This is a genomic window from Streptosporangium sp. NPDC000095 (assembly GCF_042899335.1).
Lineage (GTDB): Bacteria > Actinomycetota > Actinomycetes > Streptosporangiales > Streptosporangiaceae > Streptosporangium.
On sequence record NZ_JBIAZS010000001.1, the window covers coordinates 571246 to 590747 of the forward strand.

17 protein-coding genes and 1 riboswitch are annotated in these 19502 nt (G+C 71.0%); of the genes, 2 read left to right on the forward strand and 15 right to left on the reverse strand.

Annotated features, from left to right (window positions below; genetic code table 11):
* Positions 1-22 precede the first annotated feature (22 nt).
* The 7 genes from ACFY3V_RS02275 to ACFY3V_RS02305 all read right to left on the reverse strand — a co-directional run bounded on the left by ACFY3V_RS02275 (position 23) and on the right by ACFY3V_RS02305 (position 6987).
* On the reverse strand, positions 23-1165 hold the full coding sequence (locus tag ACFY3V_RS02275; protein WP_362895658.1) for a hypothetical protein: 1143 nt from the start codon (positions 1163-1165) through the stop codon (positions 23-25).
* A gap of 119 nt (positions 1166-1284) precedes the next feature.
* Complete coding sequence (locus tag ACFY3V_RS02280) at positions 1285-2238, reverse strand: endonuclease/exonuclease/phosphatase family protein (protein WP_389769134.1); 954 nt, start codon at positions 2236-2238, stop codon at positions 1285-1287.
* 32 nt (positions 2239-2270) lie between these two features.
* Positions 2271-3215 carry an ROK family glucokinase gene (locus ACFY3V_RS02285; protein WP_350947494.1) on the reverse strand — a complete coding sequence of 315 codons (945 nt, stop codon included), beginning with the start codon at positions 3213-3215 and terminating at the stop codon, positions 2271-2273.
* Positions 3216-3241: 26 nt separating this feature from the next.
* Positions 3242-4075, reverse strand: a complete 834-nt coding sequence (locus ACFY3V_RS02290; RefSeq protein WP_362895662.1) for a hypothetical protein — start codon at positions 4073-4075, stop codon at positions 3242-3244.
* 313 nt (positions 4076-4388) lie between these two features.
* The gene (locus ACFY3V_RS02295; protein ID WP_362895664.1) at positions 4389-5561 is read right to left on the reverse strand and encodes an ArsA family ATPase; all 1173 of its coding nucleotides are present in this window, start codon (positions 5559-5561) and stop codon (positions 4389-4391) included.
* A 61-nt stretch (positions 5562-5622) separates the two neighbouring features.
* A complete protein-coding gene (locus tag ACFY3V_RS02300) occupies positions 5623-6060 on the reverse strand; it encodes an SRPBCC family protein (protein ID WP_389769139.1) in 438 nt (145 codons plus the stop codon).
* A 159-nt stretch (positions 6061-6219) separates the two neighbouring features.
* Complete coding sequence (locus ACFY3V_RS02305; RefSeq protein ID WP_362895666.1) at positions 6220-6987, reverse strand: metallophosphoesterase; 768 nt, start codon at positions 6985-6987, stop codon at positions 6220-6222.
* Positions 6988-7207: 220 nt separating this feature from the next.
* Between ACFY3V_RS02305 and ACFY3V_RS02310 the strand changes: the two genes are divergently transcribed.
* Positions 7208-9001, forward strand: a complete 1794-nt coding sequence (locus tag ACFY3V_RS02310) for an AMP-dependent synthetase/ligase (RefSeq protein WP_389769142.1) — start codon at positions 7208-7210, stop codon at positions 8999-9001.
* Between the two features lie 244 nt (positions 9002-9245).
* Here the strand turns inward: ACFY3V_RS02310 and ACFY3V_RS02315 are convergent, their stop codons facing one another.
* The 8 genes from ACFY3V_RS02315 to ACFY3V_RS02350 form a co-directional block, all read right to left on the reverse strand.
* Complete coding sequence (locus ACFY3V_RS02315; RefSeq protein WP_362895670.1) at positions 9246-10370, reverse strand: glycosyltransferase family 4 protein; 1125 nt, start codon at positions 10368-10370, stop codon at positions 9246-9248.
* Complete coding sequence (locus ACFY3V_RS02320) at positions 10367-11644, reverse strand: M48 family metallopeptidase (RefSeq protein ID WP_350947487.1); 1278 nt, start codon at positions 11642-11644, stop codon at positions 10367-10369. The genes ACFY3V_RS02315 and ACFY3V_RS02320 overlap by 4 nt, the downstream gene beginning before the upstream one ends.
* Positions 11641-12489, reverse strand: a complete 849-nt coding sequence (locus ACFY3V_RS02325; protein ID WP_389769145.1) for a hypothetical protein — start codon at positions 12487-12489, stop codon at positions 11641-11643. The genes ACFY3V_RS02320 and ACFY3V_RS02325 overlap by 4 nt, the downstream gene beginning before the upstream one ends.
* 289 nt (positions 12490-12778) lie before the next feature.
* Positions 12779-13363 (reverse strand): C40 family peptidase, encoded by a 585-nt coding sequence (locus ACFY3V_RS02330; protein ID WP_362895674.1) that lies wholly within the window; start codon positions 13361-13363, stop codon positions 12779-12781.
* Between the two features lie 82 nt (positions 13364-13445).
* A riboswitch (cyclic di-AMP (ydaO/yuaA leader) is annotated at positions 13446-13605 on the reverse strand.
* Between the two features lie 339 nt (positions 13606-13944).
* Positions 13945-14643, reverse strand: coding sequence for a class I SAM-dependent methyltransferase (locus ACFY3V_RS02335; protein ID WP_362895676.1), 699 nt, complete (start codon positions 14641-14643; stop codon positions 13945-13947).
* A 233-nt stretch (positions 14644-14876) separates the two neighbouring features.
* On the reverse strand, positions 14877-15827 hold the full coding sequence (locus ACFY3V_RS02340) for an NlpC/P60 family protein (protein ID WP_389769149.1): 951 nt from the start codon (positions 15825-15827) through the stop codon (positions 14877-14879).
* Positions 15828-16137: 310 nt separating this feature from the next.
* Positions 16138-16770: a hypothetical protein gene (locus ACFY3V_RS02345; RefSeq protein WP_362895678.1), complete on the reverse strand. Its 633-nt coding sequence runs from the start codon at positions 16768-16770 to the stop codon at positions 16138-16140.
* A 100-nt stretch (positions 16771-16870) separates the two neighbouring features.
* Entirely contained in the window at positions 16871-18193 is a 1323-nt protein-coding gene (locus tag ACFY3V_RS02350) for an NYN domain-containing protein (protein ID WP_350947481.1), read from the reverse strand.
* A gap of 178 nt (positions 18194-18371) precedes the next feature.
* Here ACFY3V_RS02350 and ACFY3V_RS02355 point away from each other — a divergent pair, with 178 nt between their 5' ends.
* On the forward strand, positions 18372-19502 hold the full coding sequence (locus ACFY3V_RS02355; RefSeq protein WP_362895680.1) for a phosphotransferase family protein: 1131 nt from the start codon (positions 18372-18374) through the stop codon (positions 19500-19502).

Below are 19502 nucleotides of genomic sequence, written 5' to 3' on the forward strand. Positions count from 1 at the left end.
GAGTCGGTGCGCCCCGAGTCCGCTACTGCTTGGTGCGTGCCGAGCCGGCACGCGCCGAGTTGCCGAAGCGCTCGATCACGTCGGTGTACTTGCCGGAGGCGTCGACCACGTGGCCGACGGTCCACACGGTGTCGGTGCCCGGCAGGTAGGCCACCGACTGGAGCCGCACCGTCCGGGGAGCGGCGGTCTCAGGACCGCGCAGCGTCTTGACCTTGCGCCCGTCGTACCGGAGCAGGAAGGCCTCCCCCGGCCGATCCAGATCGACCCCGGAGATCCAGTAGCGGCCCTTGCGGTCGCCCGTCACCCCGTACAGCCGGACGTCTCCCTCGGGGAGGGAGACCCGAGACCACTTCTTGCCGTTCCACGACAGGGCGAGCGGGACGATCCCCCCGTTCTCCCGGTAGACGCCGCCGACGGCGAGGGCCCGCTTGGGGCCGTCGAGGTGGACGTCACGCAGGTAGCCGCCCGGAATCCGGGGGGTCTTGTAGGTCTTCCAGCGCCCGCCGGACTGCTTCATGATCAACGGCTTGCCGCCGGTGTCGCCCACCGCCCACCCGTCGCTCTTGCCCGACAGCGCCACCCCGTACAGCGCGCCCTTGTCGGGAAGCTGGGTGAGCTTCCACTTCGAGCCGGTGCCGGTCACGACCATGGGCACCTTGTCGCGCCGCCCGACGGCGACCACCCGGCCCGGAACGGCCGCCACCCCGCCCAGCCAGTCGCCGGCGTGCAGCTTGTCGACGATGACCCTGTCGAAGGACGCCCCGTCTCCCCTCGCCAGGTAGGGGAGGCCGTCGTGCCCCTCGCCGACGGCCCACAGCTCGGTCGGCGAGGCCGCCGCGACCGAGCGCAGCGGCCCGGCGCCGGTCGGGTCGTTGCGGATGCCGACCTCGCTCCACGAGGAGCCGTCCCAGTGGGTGATCGCGCCCCGGCTCTGCCAGACGTCCCAGACACTCTGCTGGCCGACCGCCCAGACGCTCGTGGCCGAGACGCCCACCACGTCGGACAGCGACCCGTCACTGCTCAGGCCCGCGCTCACCGGAGCCTGCCACGCCTCGATCGCGGGCGGGCTGACAGGGTCGGCATGGGCTGGGAACGCTTGCGAGGACAGCAGGAGCAGGCCTCCCGCGCAGAGAACCAGCGCACGCCGCGGAAGGCGACGGGTCATGTTTCAAATGGTACGGGGCTCATCCACTCCCCGCGTGCCGGTCTCCTCACTTGACGGGCGCTATCTGGAAAGACGTCCTTCCCCCGTCACGGAAATTTTCCCTGGCACGGAACCACTCGTCATCCGGGCTCCCTCATAAGACCCACGTCCGGCTCCCCGGGAAGACCCGCGTCCGGCTCCCCGGAAAGGCCCGTATCGGGGTCGCCCCGCGTGGCGCCCGGCGGCCCGCCCACATCGGGTGACCTCACCGGACCCGTACCGGAGCCGGTACCCGTGACCGGAGCCGGTTGGCCGGTCTCGGAGCGCGAGTGGTCAAGCTCGGCGATCACCGGCAGGTGGTCGGTGGCGGCCACCAGGTCGGCGGGGTCCGCGTCGGCCCCGCCGCAGGAGACCACCGAGAGGCCCTCCACCGCGAAGATCGCGTCGATCCGCTTGTGCGGGCCTTTGGCGGGAAAGGTGAAGCCGTCGCCGCGCGGCGAGACCGGGTAGCAGTCGGTGAGCCGCTCGGTGAGGTGACGCCAGCTCGGCTGACCGGACTGCTCGTTGATGTCTCCCGCCAGCACCGGCAGCGCGTCGAACCGGTCGGCCACCGCCCTCAGCAACCTCACCGCCTCGTCCGCGTGGCGGCGCCGGGCGGTCTCGTCGAGATCCAGATGGACGGAGCCGACGGCGACCCGCCGTCCCCCCAACTCCACCACGGCGATCGCGATGGCGCGCCGCTCCAGGGGAAAGAAGGACTCCAGGAGACGGCCCTCCCCGTGCAGCAGCCGCACCCCGGGGCCGGTCAGCACCGCGACCCCGCCCCTGCGGCGGCCCGCGGCCACGGCGAGCCCGCCGAATGAGGCGAGCCGCCTTCTCCTGCGACGCCAGAACAGAAAACGGGGCGCCTCCTGTACGCAGAGCACGTCGGCGCGGAGCGCGGCGACCACCCGTCCCAGCGCCGGGACGTCGTCCTTCATGGAGCGCACGTTGTAGCTGGCGATCCTGAGCACCCGGCCACCTCGATTCGCGACGCGTGCCGCGAGGATAACCGCGCGCCGCAGGGCATACCAGTCGCCCGCTCCGATTGGCATGCGGGCGACCGGTACGGATGGCGAGGAAGCCGTCAGCGCCTGCGGGCGAGGTCCGCGGCGCCCACCAGGCCCGCCGAGGGGCCGAGTTCGGCGCAGCGGACCTCGGCCAGCGGGCGGTGCCCCCGTCCGCTCAGGTGGGTGTTGAAGAACTCGCGGGTCTCGTCGATCCACAGGTCCGCGGCGCGCGAGACGCCGCCGCCGAGGACGAAGCAGCCCGGGTCGAGGACGGCGGCGAGGTCGGCCAGGCCCTGGCCGATCCAGCGGGCCATCGAGGAGAACGCGGCGAGCGCGGCCGGGTCGCCCTGCCTGGCCGCCTCGGTGACCTCCTGGCCCTCGATCTGGTCGGGCGTTCCTCCGGCGATCTCCAGGAGCTTGACGGCCCGGTCCGGCTCGGCCTCGGCGATCAGCTTGGCCTCCATCACGAGGGCGCTGCCGCTCGCGTACCGCTCCCAGCAGCCGAGGTTGCCACACCCGCACAGGCGCCCGTCGGGGACCACCTGCATGTGGCCGAGTTCGGCACCCATGCCCCAGCGCCCCCGGTACAGGGAGCCGTCGAAGACGATGCCTCCGCCGATGCCGGTGCCGACGGTCACGCACACCAGGTGGGTCTCGCCGCGTCCCGCGCCGAACCTCGCCTCGCCCCACGCCATCGCGTTGGCGTCGTTCTCCACCACGACGGGAAGGCCGACCATGTCGGAGACCTTCTTCTGCAGCGCCTCCTCGCGCCAGGCGAGGTTGGGGGCGAAGCGGACAATGGACCTGGTCTCGTCGACGAACCCGGCCGCGCCAAGTCCGACGGCCTCGATCTCCCGGTCCTTGGAGAGCTCCAGGATCACATCACCGATCGTGTTGGCCACCTGGTCCGGATTCTCCGCCGGGGTGGGTCGCAGAGCATGCTCGATGATCAGGCCGTCCTCGTCGACGACTCCCGCCGCGACCTTCGTACCGCCGATGTCCACACCGATGGTCAGCGCCATTGTCCATTCATCCTCTCCCCCTGGGCTCACCCCAGGTCGATGTGCTCCACGGGGGTGTCTCCTCGCTCGCGCTCGCGCTCCCGCTGTGCGGGCGCGGGCTTGCCGAGTCCGTCGACGGCCGACTTGAAGGCGGCGAACAGCTCGGTGCCCGCCTGCATGAGGTGGTCGGTGACGGCGCCGCCGCCCGACTCACGCTGCGCGGCCATCGCGCGGCAGACGGGGCAGGCCCGGCAGATGTACTCCTCATGCTCCGAGACCGCCTCCTCCCACACGTCCCGCTCTCTTCTTCCGCGCCCGCCACCGGAAAGCGCGCTGCCGACCCCGGTCATCGTGCCCTTGATCAGATTCTTGCGCAGTTCCCTGGTGGCTTTCTGCTGCAGGGTGTCGAAGAGTTTGAACGCCTCCTCGGCGGCGGTGCCCAGCGGGTCCTTGCCCCCCTGGGACCGCTCCTCCCGTGCCCGCCGCTCCTCACGCGCCCGCTCGTCGCGCGCACGTTCCTCACGTGCCCGCTCCTCACGCGCTCGTTCTTCGGCGGCGGTGTCCTTCTCCCGGCTCGTGGCCTCGGCGCGGTCGCCCGGCCGGGACCAAGGGGTCCATCCGGCCGCCCGCTCCTCACGCCTGGCCCGGTCGGCGCGCTCGAACCACTCGGCGCGCGCGTCGCGCTCGGCCTGCTCGGCGGGCGAGACCTGCTCGGAACCCGGAGCCTGGCCGGAGCCCGGGGGCCGCTCGGAGGGCGCGGCCTCGGCCACGGTCTCCACCTCGACCACCTCCAGGCGCGCGACCTTCTCGACGCGCTCGGCCCGCACGGGCTCCCCCGCGTCCTGCTGTCGCTCGACGGCCTCCACCGGCTCAGCCCGCACAACGGGCTCGACGGGCTCGACGGGCTCGACGGGCTCGGACGACCCGGCAGGTCCTCCCTGCGGGGACTCCTCGACCGGCTCTACGGGCCGGCTCTTCCTGGCCGTCGTCTTCGCCGGTCGGCGGCTCCTCTGAGCCTTGCCCGCGGCCCCGCCCCCAGCGGCCTCGACGTTTCCTGTGCTCCCGGTGCTCTCAGTGCTCTCGGCACTCCCGGCGCCCCCGATGTCTCCGACCTCGGGCGGCGGCTTCGCGGCGGCACTCTTCCGCGGCTTCCTCGGCGCACGCGGCTTCGGGGTCTTCTCAGCGTCATTCGTGTTATCGGTCATCAGGCCCTCCCGATTCGAACCGTACCCGGAGAAACCCATCTCGGAGCGCGGCGTCCCGCACCGACCTGCGGGCCAGTGCGGCGGGCAGGGCCAGGACACGGCGGTAGGAACCGGCGTTGACGATCAGCTCGTCGCCCTTGCGCGCCAGATCCACCTCGTCCTTGTCCGCGAGCGGCAGGGCAAGGAACAGCTCGCCGTCGGCGGTGATCCGCAGCGGCGGGTCGACGGAGGGCGGCGCGAAGGGGTCGCTCTCGCCGTACATGGCCTCGGCGACGGTGATGAGGGCATCGAGGCCGACGGGCTCGGCCTCCAGGTACGGCACGATGTGCACGGGCAGCGGCGCGAACGACTCCTCGACCTCGGCCAGGTGGCGGGCCTGGGCTCGCACCCATCTCTCCCGCCACGGGTCGGCGCCCTCCGCGGGGAAGACACGGTTCGCGACCACCGCGTCCACCCGGTAGCCGTACAGGCTGAGGGAGGTCAGCGTGCGCCGGGCCTCGGCGAGCACGACGGCCTCGGGGGTGAGCACCAGCCGGACGCTCGCGTCGGGTCCGGTGAGCAGTTCGCGAACCTCCAGCAGGCCCCGGTGGAGCCGCTCGCCCGCGCCGATCACGTGGTCTTCCGGCATGCTGACCTGCGCCAGGCGGCGGACCAGCGGGGAAAGGGCGCCGAGCAGCCGCCTGCCGACGGGCAGCAGCCGGTTCACGTGCCAGTCGAGGGCCTCGGGCAGAGCGAGCAGCCGGAGTGTCTCGGCGGTCGGGGCGCAGTCGATGACGATGACGTCCCACAGACCGGTGCGCGCCTGCTCGCGCAGTTCGAGGAGCGCGATGATCTCCTCGGCGCCGGGCAGCACCGTGATCTCCTCGGCGGTCACCTCGTCGAGGCCGAGCTCGGCGAAGACGCCCCTGGCGTAGTCGCGCAGCTCGCCCCACTGGCGTTCCAGCACCTTCTGGGTGTCGACCTGGTAGAGGGAGAGACCGGGCGCGATCTCCGTGGGCTCCCCGCCCGCGCGCACGCCGAGGGCGTCGGCGAGCGAGTGGGCGGTGTCGGTGGAGACCACCAGGGTCTTGAGCCCGGACCGGGCGGCGAGTGTGGCCGTCGCGGCGGCGGCGGTCGTCTTGCCGACGCCGCCCTTGCCGGTGAAGAGCAGGACCCTGCTCACGCCACCTCCCGGCGGAAGGACGTGGAGCCGCGCTCCGCGCCGTGCCGCGCCTCCCCCACCCTCATGGGGTCTCGACGCGCTTCTTCAGCCCCTTCAGGGCGGTGTCGATGATGACCTTCTCCGCCTTCCGCTTGATCATGCCGATCATCGGGACCTTGAGATCCACGGCGAGCTCGTACGTCACCTCGGTGCCGTTGCCCGCGTCGGCAAGACGATAGCTCCCGGTGAGCCCGGAGACCATCTTTCCGGCCTCGGCGATGCTCCAGTCGACGGACTCCTCACCGTGCCAGGTGTAGCGGAGGGTGTACTCGTCGCTGATCACACCCGCGTCGAGGACGAACCGGACCGTGGCGGGCCGGCCGTCCTCCCCCGCGGACAGGAGGCGCGCGGCCTTCACCTGACCGGCCCACTCCGGGTACGAGGGGAAGTCGGCGATGACCGTCATGATGGTCGACCGGTCCGCGCCGATCTTGATGCTGGAGGTGGTGCGATCAGCCATGGGGCAACCGTACTGCCTCACGATCGCCGATGTACGCCCGGCGGGGCCGGGCGTGGCCAGGCGGGGACACCACGACGGCGGTGGACGGTGACGGGCCGGTGACGGGAACCCGACGACGGGAAGCCGTGCCCCCGAGGCGCCCGTCCGGCGCCGGATCGCCTAAAGCTCCAGCACGTAGGGGACGCCTTTGTTTCTGAAGTGCCCCACGTTGAGGCATTCGGTCCTGCCGATCCGGGTGCGGGCGGCCAGGGGCTGGTGGACGTGGCCGAACAGGGCGTAGCGCGGCTGGGTCTGTCTGATCATCTCCAGGGTGGCCTCGCTGCCCCGCTCGAAGCGCCGGGCGACCACGTCGTAGAGCAGTTCGGGGATCGCGGGAGGGATGTGGCAGCAGAGCACGTCGACCTCGCCGACGGCCTCGACCTTGCGGGCGAACTCCTCGTCGTCGATCTCGTACGGGGTCCGGTACTGGGTGCGCAGCCCGCCCCCCACGAAGCCGAACCGCAGCCCCCCGATCTCCACGGTCTCGCCGTCGAGCACCCGGTGCCCCTCCCTGACGTACTCCGGCCAGTAGACCGGCAGGTCCACGTTGCCGTAGGTGATGTACGCGGGGGTCGGCATCGCGGCGAAGATCTCGCCGTACTGCCGCCGGACGGAGCGCTCGATGTGGTCGCGCGGGTCGCCCTCCAGCGAGGCCCACAGCGCGGAGGACATGGCCCGCGCCTCCTCGAACCGCTTGGCCGTACGCAGCGCGATGAACTCCCCCGCCCGCTCGGCCCCGAAGAGCTCGGCGAAGATGCCCTGGGAGTGGTCCTCATAGTCGACGAACAGGATGAGGTCGCCCAGGCAGATGAGCGCGTCGGCGCCGTCTCCCGCGCGGGCCAGCGCGTCGGCTCTTCCGTGTACGTCACTGACGACGTGAACCCGCATGTCAGGCATCCTCACCACCAACGAGTAGGGCCATATGGGATGAACCTCGCAGGGCGTGAGCCCGGCGTGAAGGCGTACGGCGCGGCCGACGGTCCGCTGCGACGGTACTTGCTACGGTGAAATCAGTCTTCATAACGCCTGGGTGACGAATTTACCCACACGTAACTTATCGCGATAACTTCCAGACAGCCCATCGATCGTGCGTCTCCAGGAGTGACCCGTGCGCGAGTACAGCGTCCCCGTGCTGGTGGATGTCCCCGCCTCCGCCAACCTCACCGACACCGTGTTCCGCCGCGCGAAGGAGGAGCCCGACGTCGTCACCCTGCGGCGCAAGGTCGGCGACGACTGGATCGCCGTCACCGCCCGTGAGTTCCGCGACCAGGTCGCCGGGGTGGCCAAGGGCCTGATCGCGGCCGGGGTGGAGCCCGGCGACCGGGTGGCCCTGATGTCGCGCACCCGCTACGAGTGGACCGTGATCGACTACGCGATCTGGACCGCGGGCGCGGTGGGCGTGCCGATCTACGAGTCCTCCTCCGCCGACCAGGTCGCCTGGATCATCTCCGACAGCGGCGCGAAGGCCGTGTTCGCCGAGTTGGAGTCGCACGAGGAGACGATCCGCGAGGACGCGTCCGGCCTGCCCGGCCTCAAGCACATCTGGCGTATCGAGGGCGGCGCCCTGGAGGAGCTCACCGCGCTCGGCGCCGAGGTCACCGACGAGACGCTCGCGGAGCGCAGGTCGAGTCGCGGCATCGCCGACCTGGCGACCATCGTCTACACCTCGGGGACCACCGGCAGGCCCAAGGGCTGCAGCCTCACCCACGACAACCTGCTGTTCACCGCGAGGAACGTCGCGAAAGGCCCGCTGGAGCGGCTGTTCGTCGTGGAGGAGAGGGCGGCGCTGCTCTTCCTGCCGCTCGCGCACGTCTTCGCCCGCATCATCGAGATCGTGCTGATCGAGACGGCCACGATCCTCGCGCACACCCCCAACATGAAGAACGTCGCCCCCGACCTGCAGGCCTTCAAGCCCACGTTCCTGCTGGGCGTGCCCCGTGTGTTCGAGAAGGTCTACAACGGCGCCGAGCAGAAGGCGACCGCCGAGGGCAAGGGGAAGATCTTCCACGCCGCGGCCGACACCGCCGTCGCCTGGAGCAGGGCCGAGTCGGCGGGTGGCGCGGGGCTGGGCCTTCGGCTCAAGCACACCCTGTTCGACAAGCTCGTCTACGGCAAGATCCGCGCCGCGACCGGAGGCAGGCTGACGACGGCGGTGTCCGGCGGTTCCGCCCTCGGCGAGCGGCTCGGCCACTTCTTCCGCGGCGTGGGCATCGAGACCCTGGAGGGCTGGGGCCTCACCGAGACCTCCGCGCCGTCCTCGGTCAACATGCCGGGAGCCAACAAGATCGGCACCGTCGGCAAGCCGTTCCCCGGCGTCACCATCGGCATCGGCGACGACGGCGAGGTGCTCGTCAAGGGCCGCCACGTCTTCAAGGGCTACTGGAACAACGAGGCGGCCACCGCGGAGGCGATCGACGCGGACGGCTGGTTCCACACCGGCGACATCGGCGAGCTCGACAAGGACGGCTATCTCCGCATCACCGGCAGGAAGAAGGAGATCATCGTCACCGCCGCGGGCAAGAACGTCGCCCCGGCCCCGATGGAGGACCACATCCGGGCCCACCCGCTGATCAGCCAGGCGATGGTGGTCGGCGACGACAGGCCGTTCGTCGCGGCGCTCATCACGCTCGACGTCGAGGCCCTGGAGCAGTGGAAGGCCGCCAACGACAGGACCGGCGCTGACCTCGCCACCCTCAGCTCCGATCCGGCGATCGTCGCCGAGGTGCAGAAGGCGGTGGACGGCGCCAACAGGTCCGTCTCCAAGGCCGAGCAGATCAAGAAGTTCGTCATCCTCGACCTCGACATCAACGAGGAGAGCGGGCACCTCACCCCGACCCTGAAGATCAAGCGCAATATCGTGATGCGCGACTTCGCCAAGCAGGTCGAATCCCTCTACGGCTGATCTTCACGGCCCCGCTTACAACCGGATGCCCGCTGGGGCCTCTCACGCGAGGTCCCCGTCGAATCCCTCTACGGCTGAGAGGTCCGCGCGGCCCCGCTTACGGCCGGGTGCCCATCTGAGACCTCTCGCGAGAGGTCTCAGCGGGATCCCTTCATGGCCCCGGGGCCTCGTGTCTCTCCACCGCCAGAGGTCTCAGCGGCCCCTGCACGGCCAGGAGGCAGGTCCTCGCGGAGCCCCTCTGCCGTCAGGGGGTCTCCGCCGGCTCCAGGAGGCGCGCGAAGCGGGAGGCCGCGAGGTCCCAGCTCCACTCGCGCGCCACCCACTCGCGCCCGCGTTCCCCCATGGCACGCGCCCCGGCCCCGTCCTTGAGCAGGCCGATCAGGGCCGCCTCGACCTCCCGCGGGCGGGTGCCGTCGACGACCAGGCCCGTCTCCCCGCGCAGTACGGCGTCGGGGGCGCCGCCCGAGGAGCCGGCCACCACGGGCAGGCCGCTCGCGGAGGCCTCCAGGTAGACGATGCCGAGCCCTTCCACGTCGACGCCGCCCAGTCGGGTGCGGCACGGCATCGCGAACACGTCGCCCGCGGCGAGGTAGCCGGGCAGTTCGGCCTCGGACACGGGGCCGGTCATCCTGACCGAGCCGCCCAGCGGCCGGGCCAGCCGCTCCAGGGTCCTGCGGTACGGGCCCCCGCCGACGATGAGGAGCACCGCGCCGGGCACGTCCCTGAGCACGCCGGGCCAGGCCCGCAGGAGCGTGTCCTGCCCCTTGCGCGGCACCAGCCTGGACAGGCAGACCACCACCGGCCGCTCTCCCAGGCCGAGTCTCGCGCGCACCCGCCCTCCCCCGGCCCCCGGGTGGAAGACCTCGGTGTCGACGCCGGGAGCGAGCCGTACCAGCTTGTCCTCGGCTATCACCCCGGCCAGCCTGCGCCGGGTGTACTCCCCCAGATAGGTGACCACGTCCGCGCTCGCCCCGATCCTGGCGAGCACCTGGCGGCCGACCGGGATCCCGGTCCAGCCCGCCTCGTGGCCGTGGGTGACCATGACGACGCGGCGGGCCCCGGCCTCGCGCATCCTGGGCGCGATCAGCCCGAGCGGCGCCGCCGCCCCGAAGACCACGGTGTCGCACCCGAACTCGGCGACCAGCTCGGCGGCCCGGCGGGCGACGGCGGGCGTGGGCAGCATCAGCGAGGTGGGGTGCCGTACGACGGGATACGGCTGGCGCAGGTCGAAGGCCGCGCTGCCGGTCCACCGGGGCGCGTAGACGACGACCGAGCCGGGCGGGCGTCGGGCGATGAGACCGTACACGAACGACTGGATCCCTCCCGCGCGGGGCGGGAAGTCGTTCGTGACGACCAGCGTGCGGCTCACGGCTCGGGGAGGCCGTTCAGCCCGGCCCAGGAACGTGCCATGGCGATGCGCTGCGGTGCCGTGGGATGCGATACATAAAGTACATACTCAACGAAATCAGGCGACAAATCCGAAATATTGGTTAATGCCAGCCGTTTCTGCATGGCCACGAACGTCGCGGGATCCCTCGTCAGGTCCAGCGCGTGCAGATCCGCGCGGGCCTCGATATGCCTGCTCACCAGGTTCTGGGCCGGCCCCGACAGGACCGTGGCCAGGCTCAGCACCCCCATCACCAGTCCCACCGCCCTCGGGTCGCCGAGTGAGGTGACCCCGGCCCTGCGCCGCACGCCTCCCGCCGAGGTCACCACGTACAGCAGGCACGCCCCGAACGCCGCGCCCAGACCGCCGACGAGGGTGCCCCACAGCACGTCGTCCGCCTTGGCGTGGCCCAACTCGTGCGCGACCACCAGCTCGACCTCGTCGGCGGGCGCGCGCAGCAGCGTGTCGTAGACCACGATCCTGCGGGTCGCGCCGAATCCGGAGACGTACGCGTTGAGCGCGGTGGTCCGCCGGGAGGCGTCGGCGACGAGCACGTTCTCGACCGGCACGCCGTCCCTGTCGGCCATCGCGAGCAGGTCGTCGCGAAGTGGCCCGGCCTCCAGCGGCCTGAAGTCGTTGAAGACCGGTTCGATGAGCACCGGGTAGGCGAAGGAGGCCGCGACGGTCAGGACGAACGCCCCGGCCGCCGCGGGGATCCACCAGCGCCGGTAGCGTCGCGCCAGGCCGATCACCGCCACCACCATGATCGCGGTCAGCCCGGCGCCGATGCCGGTGCTCTTGGCCCGGTCCGCCGCCCACGCGGGCCATGCCTGGGTGGACAGCCCGAAGTCGCGCAGGTAGCCCTCCGACCACATCCCCAGGGGCCAGCGCAGGATCGCCACGGCCACCGACAGCGCCAGCACGCCGAGCAGCGTCCGCAGCCACCACGGCCCCGGCAGCCGGTCGACGAGCCGCGCGCCCAGCGGGGTGGCGATCAGCACCCCCGCCACGACCAGCGTCAGGCCGAGCGACAGGTAGCCGGGAAGGCTGACCAGCGCGTCGAACGTCTCGGCCCTGGCGATCTGCTCGGCGGTGAAGTCGCGGGCCGGATCAGGGGTGACGGGCGGAGCTCCGTCGGGCAGCACGCTCCAGGGCGTGGTGAACGCCACGACCGCCAGCGTGACCGCCCCCAGGCCGGCCGTCGCCCATCCCGCCGACCGCACGCCCGAGGGCGCGTCCTTCGTGCTCAGCGTCACGTGAGTTCCTTCCCGAGGTAGTCGCGCCAGGATGCGGTGAACTCGGCCGGCGACAGGCCGAGCGCGCTCCCGACATCGCTACCGTAGAGCCTCACCAGCGCCTTCTCCCCGAAGCGCTCCGCGACGAACCGGCAGGCGAGCCACGCCTCCTCGTACGCCTGCGCGAGCCTCGGCGCACCGGGGGCGAAGTCGGCCGGTCCCGGCAGACGCTCGGGCAGGACGCCCGCGCGCACCTCGGCGGCCAGCTCGGCGGCGGCCGTGCGCACCGCGATCCCGGCGTCGCGGTAGCCCACGTAGTCGGCGAAGCCCTCCGACAGCCACATCGGCACCCGGCCACCACGGGTCGCGCCGGTGGCCACGTGGGCGAGCTCGTGGGTGATCACCACGTCCCTGCCGGTCTCGGTGAGCCTGGCGTATCCCGAGGGCAGGACGATCACCCGGTCCGCGGTCGCCATCGCGGCCAGGCCGCGGGTGCTGCCGGCTCCGGCGAGCGTCGCGGCCTCGGCGTCGTCGGCGGGAAAGAGGATCACCGCGGGGACCGGCCCCCAGATCTCCGCGATCGTCGCGCGGGCGCGGTCGGCCCTCGCCGCCAGATCCCGCAGGACGGCGTCGGGGACGCCGTGGCCGATCACGAGGGAGTGCTCGCCCCTGACGGTGACGGCGGCACCCGGCCACAGGTCGCGGAGGTCGCCCGGGTCCCGGAGGAGGCGCCGGGCATCGTACGGGCCGTGCGGGAGGAGCGGGGCGGCTCCGGCCAGGAGGGGGCCCGTCCCGGCGAACGGACCGGCGCTCATCAGCGCCAGCATCCCGGCGAGCACGGCGCGGCGCCCTTTCGGGACGGACATACGAGCCGATGGTACTTGACCGGCATCTCGACCGGCATGGAGCGGCCCCGGCCCTCCTGGTGGAGGGCCGGGGCCGCTTTTCCGTGCTCGGGCGTGTGCTTTCGGCACGCGCTTTCGACGCGCCTCCGGCGTGTGCCCGGACGCGGGCTCGGGCTCCCGTACTCGGGCGCGGTGCTCAGGCACCGTGCTCGGGTCCGGCGCTCGGGCGCCGTGCTCGGGTCCGGCACTCGGGTTCGGAGTTCGGGAGCCGCGCTCGACGCGGTCCCGGGTCCCCCACCCGAGCGCGGGCTCAGGCTCCGGGCCGTGCCGCTCCGGCGAAGGAGGACTTGTAGTAGCCCGCCAGCTTCACGACACGAACCGTCTTGCCACTGCTCGGCGAGTGGACCATCCTGCCCTTGCCGACGTACATGCCGACGTGGCCCTTCCCGCTGAAGAACATCAGGTCACCGGGGCGCAGTTTGCTCCACGAGACCTTCTTCTTGATCGCCCTGTACTGGCTGTGCGTGACCCTGGGGAGGGACACACCCGCCTTCTTCCAGGCGTACCGGACGAGCCCCGAGCAGTCGAACGCTCCGGGCCCGGAGGCTCCCCAGCGGTAAGGGGTGCCGATCTGCTTCTTGGCCGTCGAGACCGCCTTACCGGCCCGTACCTTCTGTCGTGCCGCCTTGCTCATCTTGGCCTTGGCCTTCACCTTGGCCTTCGCCGTGGCCTTGGCCTTCGCCGTGGCTGTGGCCGAGGCCTGAGTGACGGTCTTGGTGGTGCTTTCGGTCTTCTCAGAGACGCCGGCCGCACTGTTGACCAGGATCTCGGGAGGACCGTCCGCCGCCTGCGCCGCCGTGGGCCCGAGGGTGACCGCTCCGGCTGAGGCGGTCAACGTGAGGGCGATACCGCCGAGGGAAAGGCGGAAAAGGCGCGACAGACGAGGGTTGTGCAGGGTGCTGGACAGGATTTCTCCTTGGGGCTTCCACTGATGCCTACCGGGTTAGCTGACGGATTCGGGCTTGGAAGATGCCCTACGGCATAAACATGCCGATTCACCCCTGGCCGCAGCGTGCTGGGCCTTTTGGGTCCCCGGTTCCATGCCTCCTGGCTGCATGGATTCGGCGGGCCGCCGTAATGATCTCCACCCCCGGGTGGGGGCACGGCGGCCGGCTGGATTCTTATAAGGGAACCGGCCCGAAGACCGACATTCGCCGCGACGGCGTGGCTTGCACGTCGCGACGCCAGAAGTTACCCCGATCCCCAACGTTCGGCAAAGCATTCCCCAAATCCGGGAGAGCCGACACCCTTCTTGATCTTCCTGTTATCCCTGCTTAATGGCCATTTATGCTAATGAGATATGACCCTCGTCACATCCTTCGCATCACGCCCGGCAAATCACGGTTTCGTAATGTTCGTCACACTCATCGCGATCCACTGATGATGGACCGTTCCCGGACGGTCGGCCGGACGCTCTCAGCGCCTGACACAGGTGTAGGCCCCGTAGATCGACTGCTGGAAGTCCGCCTCGACGATCTCGAAGCCGGCGGCGTCCAGCATCGGTTCGAGCAGCCATCTGAAGGTGCTGTACTCGGTGCGCAGATGCTCGGCGTAGTCCTCGCGCGTGTAGCCGAGCGCGGGGTCGTCCGCCGCGCCGTCGAGCCAGCGGCCGAACACGGCGTCGGCCTCGTCCGGCCGGAAGTCGAAGATCAGGTCACGCAGGCGCAGGACGCCCCCCGGCCGTACGATCCGCGCGACGCGGTCGAGCGCGACGGCCTTCCAGAGGTCGGGGAGCTGATGGAGTGCGTGGCGGGTGTAGACCGCGTCGGCGGGCGGCCCGGTGTGCTCGTAGGACAGGAAGCCCGCCCGCACGCACTCGACGGCGGAGAGCCCGTTCTCGGCGGCACGGGCGGCCAGGAAGTCGTGCATCGCCGGGGAGACGTCCACCGCCACCACCCGCGAGAACCGCCGCGCCGCGGCCAGGGCGAACTGTCCGGTCCCCGCGCCGAACTCCACCACCGTCGCGCTCTCCCCCACGCCGTGCCTCGCGAGCACGGCGAGGTCCTCTTCGGGGTCGGGCCTGCCCTGCTTCCGGTCGAACCCGGCGACGAACGCGGCGTCGAGGTGCTCAGGTCCGGCGTACGCGAGCTCGTCGGGTATCCATGGTTTGATCATGTTCCGATGCTCGCAGCAGCACCGCGCCCGGCACATCCGGTTTTTCCCGGCACCTCACCCGGCCGGGAGCCGCGCCGTCGCCTCGCAGGCCACTGCGGACGGAGCCGCCGTGGGGCCGCTGAGCCACAGGGGAGCACCGGGGGACCGCCTGGGGCACCGGGCGCCACCGGGGAGCCATGGCGGCCACTGACGGCCACTGACAACGCTGCAGGGCAACGCTGCGGGGGCAACGCTCAGGGGCGGACGGCTCCGACGATGCGACGGCCGTAGGACGACAGCGGAACGGTCTTGACGACGTCGCCCGTCTGCGGGGCGTGCACGATCTGGCCGTTGCCCGCGTACATGCTGACGTGGCCGAGGCCCTCGCTGAAGATGAGGTCGCCGGGCTGGAGGTCGCTCAGGGAGACCTTGCGGCTCGCACCCCAGCTCCACTGCTCCCAGGTCGTCCGGGGAAGGGAGACTCCCCCGTTGCGCCAGGCGCTCTGGACCAGACCGGAGCAGTCCCAGCCGCTGGGACCCGTGCCGCCGTACCGGTAGGGCTTGCCGATCTGGGCGAAGGCGAACTGCAGGGCGGCGCGGGCGTTGCCCGAGGCTGAGCCGGTGTACTGGACCCCGGTGCTCTGCGGGTTGCCCACCTTGAAGGCGTTGAGCTCGCGCAGGAGCTTCGTCTGTGCCCTCACCATCTTTTCGGCCTTGGCCTTCTCCTCGGCCAGCTCGTCCCGCGTCTTGTCGGCGTCGACCAGGGCCTTCTTCGCCTCGTCCCGGCCGATCCGCAGCGCCTTGGTGGCCTCGTCGAAGGCGTTCAGCGACTGGGCGCGGGAGGTGGACATCTGGTCGGCGGCCGCCAGGCCGCTCAGCAGGGCACCGGGGTCGGACTGGTAGATCATGCCTTCCCAGCCGTTGATCGACCCGACCTGGTAGCTGCTGACGGCCATCGAGACGAGCTCCTTGCGCAGCCCGGCGACCTGCTTGTTCTGGCGGGTCAGATCGGCGTTCAGATCGCCGTACTTCTTCCTGGCCCGCTTCCACTTCTCCGAGGCCTGGTTGTACTTCTCGACGATCTGGTCGGCCTGCTCGTTGAGCTTCTCCAGCTTCTTCTTCGCCTCGGCGGGGGTCGGCCTCAGCTGGGCGGACGCTCCGCTCACCGGCATCGTCAACAACGCGAGAGCGAGCCCTACCGCCACCGGTATCCGAATCAGTCCAACCGGCAAACCCGCCACGGCCACGTCAACGCCTCCCGACTGCACCAGACCTGCGGCGAATAGTACAGAAGAAGTAATGGTTGACTCACCTTTTCACCGGGTTTGCTCCTTGTTCGCAGGTGACCGCTTTACCCGCGGCCGACGGTTTTCTCCCCGGAGGGCGTCGTCGGCCGCGGGAGACGGCCCTGTCAGGAGCGGTACCTCGGCCGCAGGGGGGCACCGCGGGAAGCGCCCTCTGGGAACAGGTGGTGTCCCGGCCGCGGGAAGCACCCCCGCCGGTACTCCGGTCGCACTACCCGCAGGCGGCGATGTCGCAGATCTTGGCGGTCATCCTCCTGGCGTCGCGCAACTGGACGCTCCAGTCCCCCTTCCCCGGCTTGTCGTACTCCCCCGCCCAGAGATAGACCAGGACGGCGTTGCCCTTCCTGACCAGCACGCTCCGGTCACCGCCCACCCCTGCCTTCCTGCCGTAGTAGACCTGGCCGGAGATCCTCAGCGCCTCGTCACCGAGCCCGGTCAGGCGCGAGGAGGCGTAGCGGTAACTCGCGCCGGAGTCGGTCCTGGCCGCGCACTTGACCAGGGCGGCACGCACCTGGGCGACGGCCGAGGCGGCCGAGGCCCGTGAGCCGTACAGGATCACCTGCTCGACCTTCATGAAGTCCGGCACGCCGGTGAAGGTCACCGTCCGGGCGGCCACGCGGCCGGTCGCGGCCAGTGTGCGCCTGTCGCACGGGTTGACGGCGAGCCTGGCCTTCGCCGAGTTGCCGACCGTCCAGTTGGTCTCGGGATCGTTGTCCTTCTTGGCCGCGTCCTTCTCGTACAGCAGGAAACCCCTGGGAATGGCGGCCGCCTCGGCCGTCGCGGGGGTGGTGACGGTCGCCCCTGCGGCCAGGACGGCGAGGGCGAGCGTTATGATCTTCTTCATCTGGACCCTTTCAGCACGGAGACCCCCGCCTTCAGCCGTGGGGAGAAAGTCAACGAATCGAGCCTCCTGGGTGATCCGATGCCCCACGACCTCAAAAGGTTTACGCGCGGCCCAGACGTCTGAGAAGAAGCACCGAGGGCACCGGCCTCGCGCCCATCCTGCGCACCGACTCGGCCACCTCGCGATCCGAGGAGACCACCGCGATCGCGCGTCCCGCGGGCTCGGCGCGGACCAGCTGGCGGATCAGGTCGTCGGCGATCTGGTTCGGGGCGCTGAACAGCACGCGCACCCCCCTGGGTGCCGACACCGGGACCGGCCCGTTCAGCTCGGCGCCGTCGAAGACGCAGGTCAGCTCGGTGCGGGTCTGCGCGTAGAGCGCGCCGAGACCGGTGAGAAGGCGGCTTCGCTGGTCGGCCAGGGTGAACGTTCCGTAACCGGCCTTGGTCACGTTGTAGCCGTCGACGATCAGATGGATCTGCGGCAGCGCGAGCAACTGGTCGAGCAGGGCGGGGTCGTCGTCGGCGAGCGCCCGCGCGGGAACCGCCTGGACCCCCTGCCTGCCCGGCGCCACCGAGGCGACCGAGTCGGCGGGACGGTGGATGCCCGAGGGCAGGGCGAGCTCCCTGCGCAGCCCGGCGGCGGCGTCCTGCAGGGCGTCGAGCAGCATCCGGACCTTGGTGTCCTCCACGCTGCGGCCCTCGCGCGCGGCCCTGCGCGTCGACTCCAGCTGCCGCTCGGCGTCGGCGAGCCGCTCGCGCAGGCGGCGCAGCTCGCTCTCCACGGTGCTGCCCGCCGAGAGCGCGGCGGCCTTGGCCTCGTCGGCCACCTCCTGGGCCGCGGCGGCACGCGCCTCGGCCGCCTTGGTCCGCTCGCGGGCCTCGTGCAGCCTGCGGCGCAGGTCGGAGACCTCCGAACGTGAGGTCTTGAGCTGCTCGCGCAGCCGCTCGGACTCCTCCTTGGCCGCGGTCTTCTGGGCGGCCAGCTGCTCGCGCAGCCGGGAGACCGTCTGCTCCTGGGCGGAGCCCTCGGCCGCGACGGCCGACCTCTCCAGCTCGGCGCGGGCCGCCTCCACCATGTCCGCCCAGCCCGGCGGCCTGGTCAGGTATGCGGCGGCGGCCACCATGACGGGCTCGGCCGCCGGCGGGACCGTGCCCTCGGCCAGGCTCGCGACCAGCTCGGGCCAGCCCGCGGTCAGCGTCTCCGCGACCAGCTCACGGAACTTCTTGTCGACCTCCAGCTGCGCGGCGATCGGGGCGCCGCCCAGCCTGGCCCTCTTGCGGGGATCGAACCTGGCGATCCCCTTCAGCGGCAGTGGCACCGAGGCCGCGGGCATCGAACCGAGGATCTGGGCGGCCAGCTCCACGACGTGTAAGCGAACCTGCTCGGGTAACGGACGAGACAGGCCCTCTCCGGCTGAACTCATCACGGCCCCTACTCGGATCGGTCTTCACGTCAAGGGTACGGCTACCGCACCGTGACCCCGACCTGACCGTACGTGGGCCGGTGATCGACGAGGCCGTGAACGCTTTATGGACAAGCGCTTGCTGCTGGGTTACGACTGTGCGGATCACCTTGTGACGTACGCCACCCGGGAGAGCGCGATGCATGAGCCGACGAACGAGCACGACCGGCGGAGCGAGAAGATACGGACCTCGACCCGCGACCTCGGGGAGTTACGCGAGCGGATGAGGTCGTGGCTCTCCCTGAGGGTGGGAGGCCCGGTCACGATCTCTCCGCTTTCCCGTCCCCTGAACAACGGCATGTCCAGCGAGACCCTGTTCTTCGACGCCTCCTGGACCTCGGCCGAGGGCGGGTACGACCTTCCGTGCGTCGCACGGATGGCCCCGGCGGACGAGGCCGTCCCGGTCTTCCCCGGCTACGACCTCGGCAGGCAGTACGAGGTCATGCGGCTGGCGAGGGAGCGCGCGGGCGTGCTCGCGCCCCGGACCCTGTGGTACGAGCCCGACCCCGGCCCGCTGGGCGCCCCGTTCTTCGTGATGGAGCGGCTCACCGGCGACATACCGCCGGACGTGATGCCCTACACCTTCGGGAGCCGGCTGCTGGACGCCTCCCCCGCCGACCGCGACCGGCTGCAGCGCGGCAGCGTCGAGATCCTGGCCACGCTGCACGACGCCCGGTTCACCGCGGAGGAGCTACGCCCCCTGCGGAGCCCGGGGACGGGCGAAACGGCGTTGCGCAGGCACGTCGAGGAACAGCGGGCCTACTACGAGTGGGCGCACGGCTCCATGCCCGTGCCGCTGCTGGAGCGGGCGTTCGCCTGGCTGGAGGAGCACTGGCCGGCGGATCCCGGACCCGACGTGCTGAACTGGGGTGACGCCCGTATCGGCAACGTGATGTACCAGGACTTCACCCCCGTGGCGGTGCTCGACTGGGAGATGGCCGCGATCGGCCCCCGTGAGCTGGACATCTCCTGGATGATCTTCCTGCACGCCTTCTTCCAGGAGATCACCGAGTTCATGGAACTGCCGGGGATGCCGGACTTCATGCGGCGCGAGGATGTCTGCCAGACGTACTACGAAATAACGGGATACAAGCCTCGGGACATGGAGTTCTACGAGACGTACGCCGCCCTCAGGCACGGCATCATCATGGCCCGCATCGAGCACCGCAGGATCCACTTCGGCGAGCGGGTCATGCCGGGCGATCCCGACGACCTGGTGATGCACCGGGCCGCCCTCGAACGGATGCTGGACGGAAGCCACTGGGGCTGA

What these genes read in the sequence shown, in the direction of transcription:
- ACFY3V_RS02275 (WP_362895658.1), bottom strand. Translation starts at nt 1,165, where the DNA reads ATGACCCGTCGCCTTCCGCGGCGTGCGCTGGTTCTCTGCGCGGGAGGC.
- ACFY3V_RS02280 (WP_389769134.1), bottom strand. Translation starts at nt 2,238, where the DNA reads ATGCCAATCGGAGCGGGCGACTGGTATGCCCTGCGGCGCGCGGTTATC.
- ACFY3V_RS02285 (WP_350947494.1), bottom strand. Translation starts at nt 3,215, where the DNA reads ATGGCGCTGACCATCGGTGTGGACATCGGCGGTACGAAGGTCGCGGCG.
- ACFY3V_RS02300 (WP_389769139.1), bottom strand. Translation starts at nt 6,060, where the DNA reads ATGGCTGATCGCACCACCTCCAGCATCAAGATCGGCGCGGACCGGTCG.
- ACFY3V_RS02305 (WP_362895666.1), bottom strand. Translation starts at nt 6,987, where the DNA reads ATGCGGGTTCACGTCGTCAGTGACGTACACGGAAGAGCCGACGCGCTG.
- ACFY3V_RS02325 (WP_389769145.1), bottom strand. Translation starts at nt 12,489, where the DNA reads ATGTCCGTCCCGAAAGGGCGCCGCGCCGTGCTCGCCGGGATGCTGGCG.
- ACFY3V_RS02335 (WP_362895676.1), bottom strand. Translation starts at nt 14,643, where the DNA reads ATGATCAAACCATGGATACCCGACGAGCTCGCGTACGCCGGACCTGAG.
- ACFY3V_RS02345 (WP_362895678.1), bottom strand. Translation starts at nt 16,770, where the DNA reads ATGAAGAAGATCATAACGCTCGCCCTCGCCGTCCTGGCCGCAGGGGCG.
- ACFY3V_RS02350 (WP_350947481.1), bottom strand. Translation starts at nt 18,193, where the DNA reads ATGAGTTCAGCCGGAGAGGGCCTGTCTCGTCCGTTACCCGAGCAGGTT.
- ACFY3V_RS02355 (WP_362895680.1), top strand. Translation starts at nt 18,372, where the DNA reads ATGCATGAGCCGACGAACGAGCACGACCGGCGGAGCGAGAAGATACGG.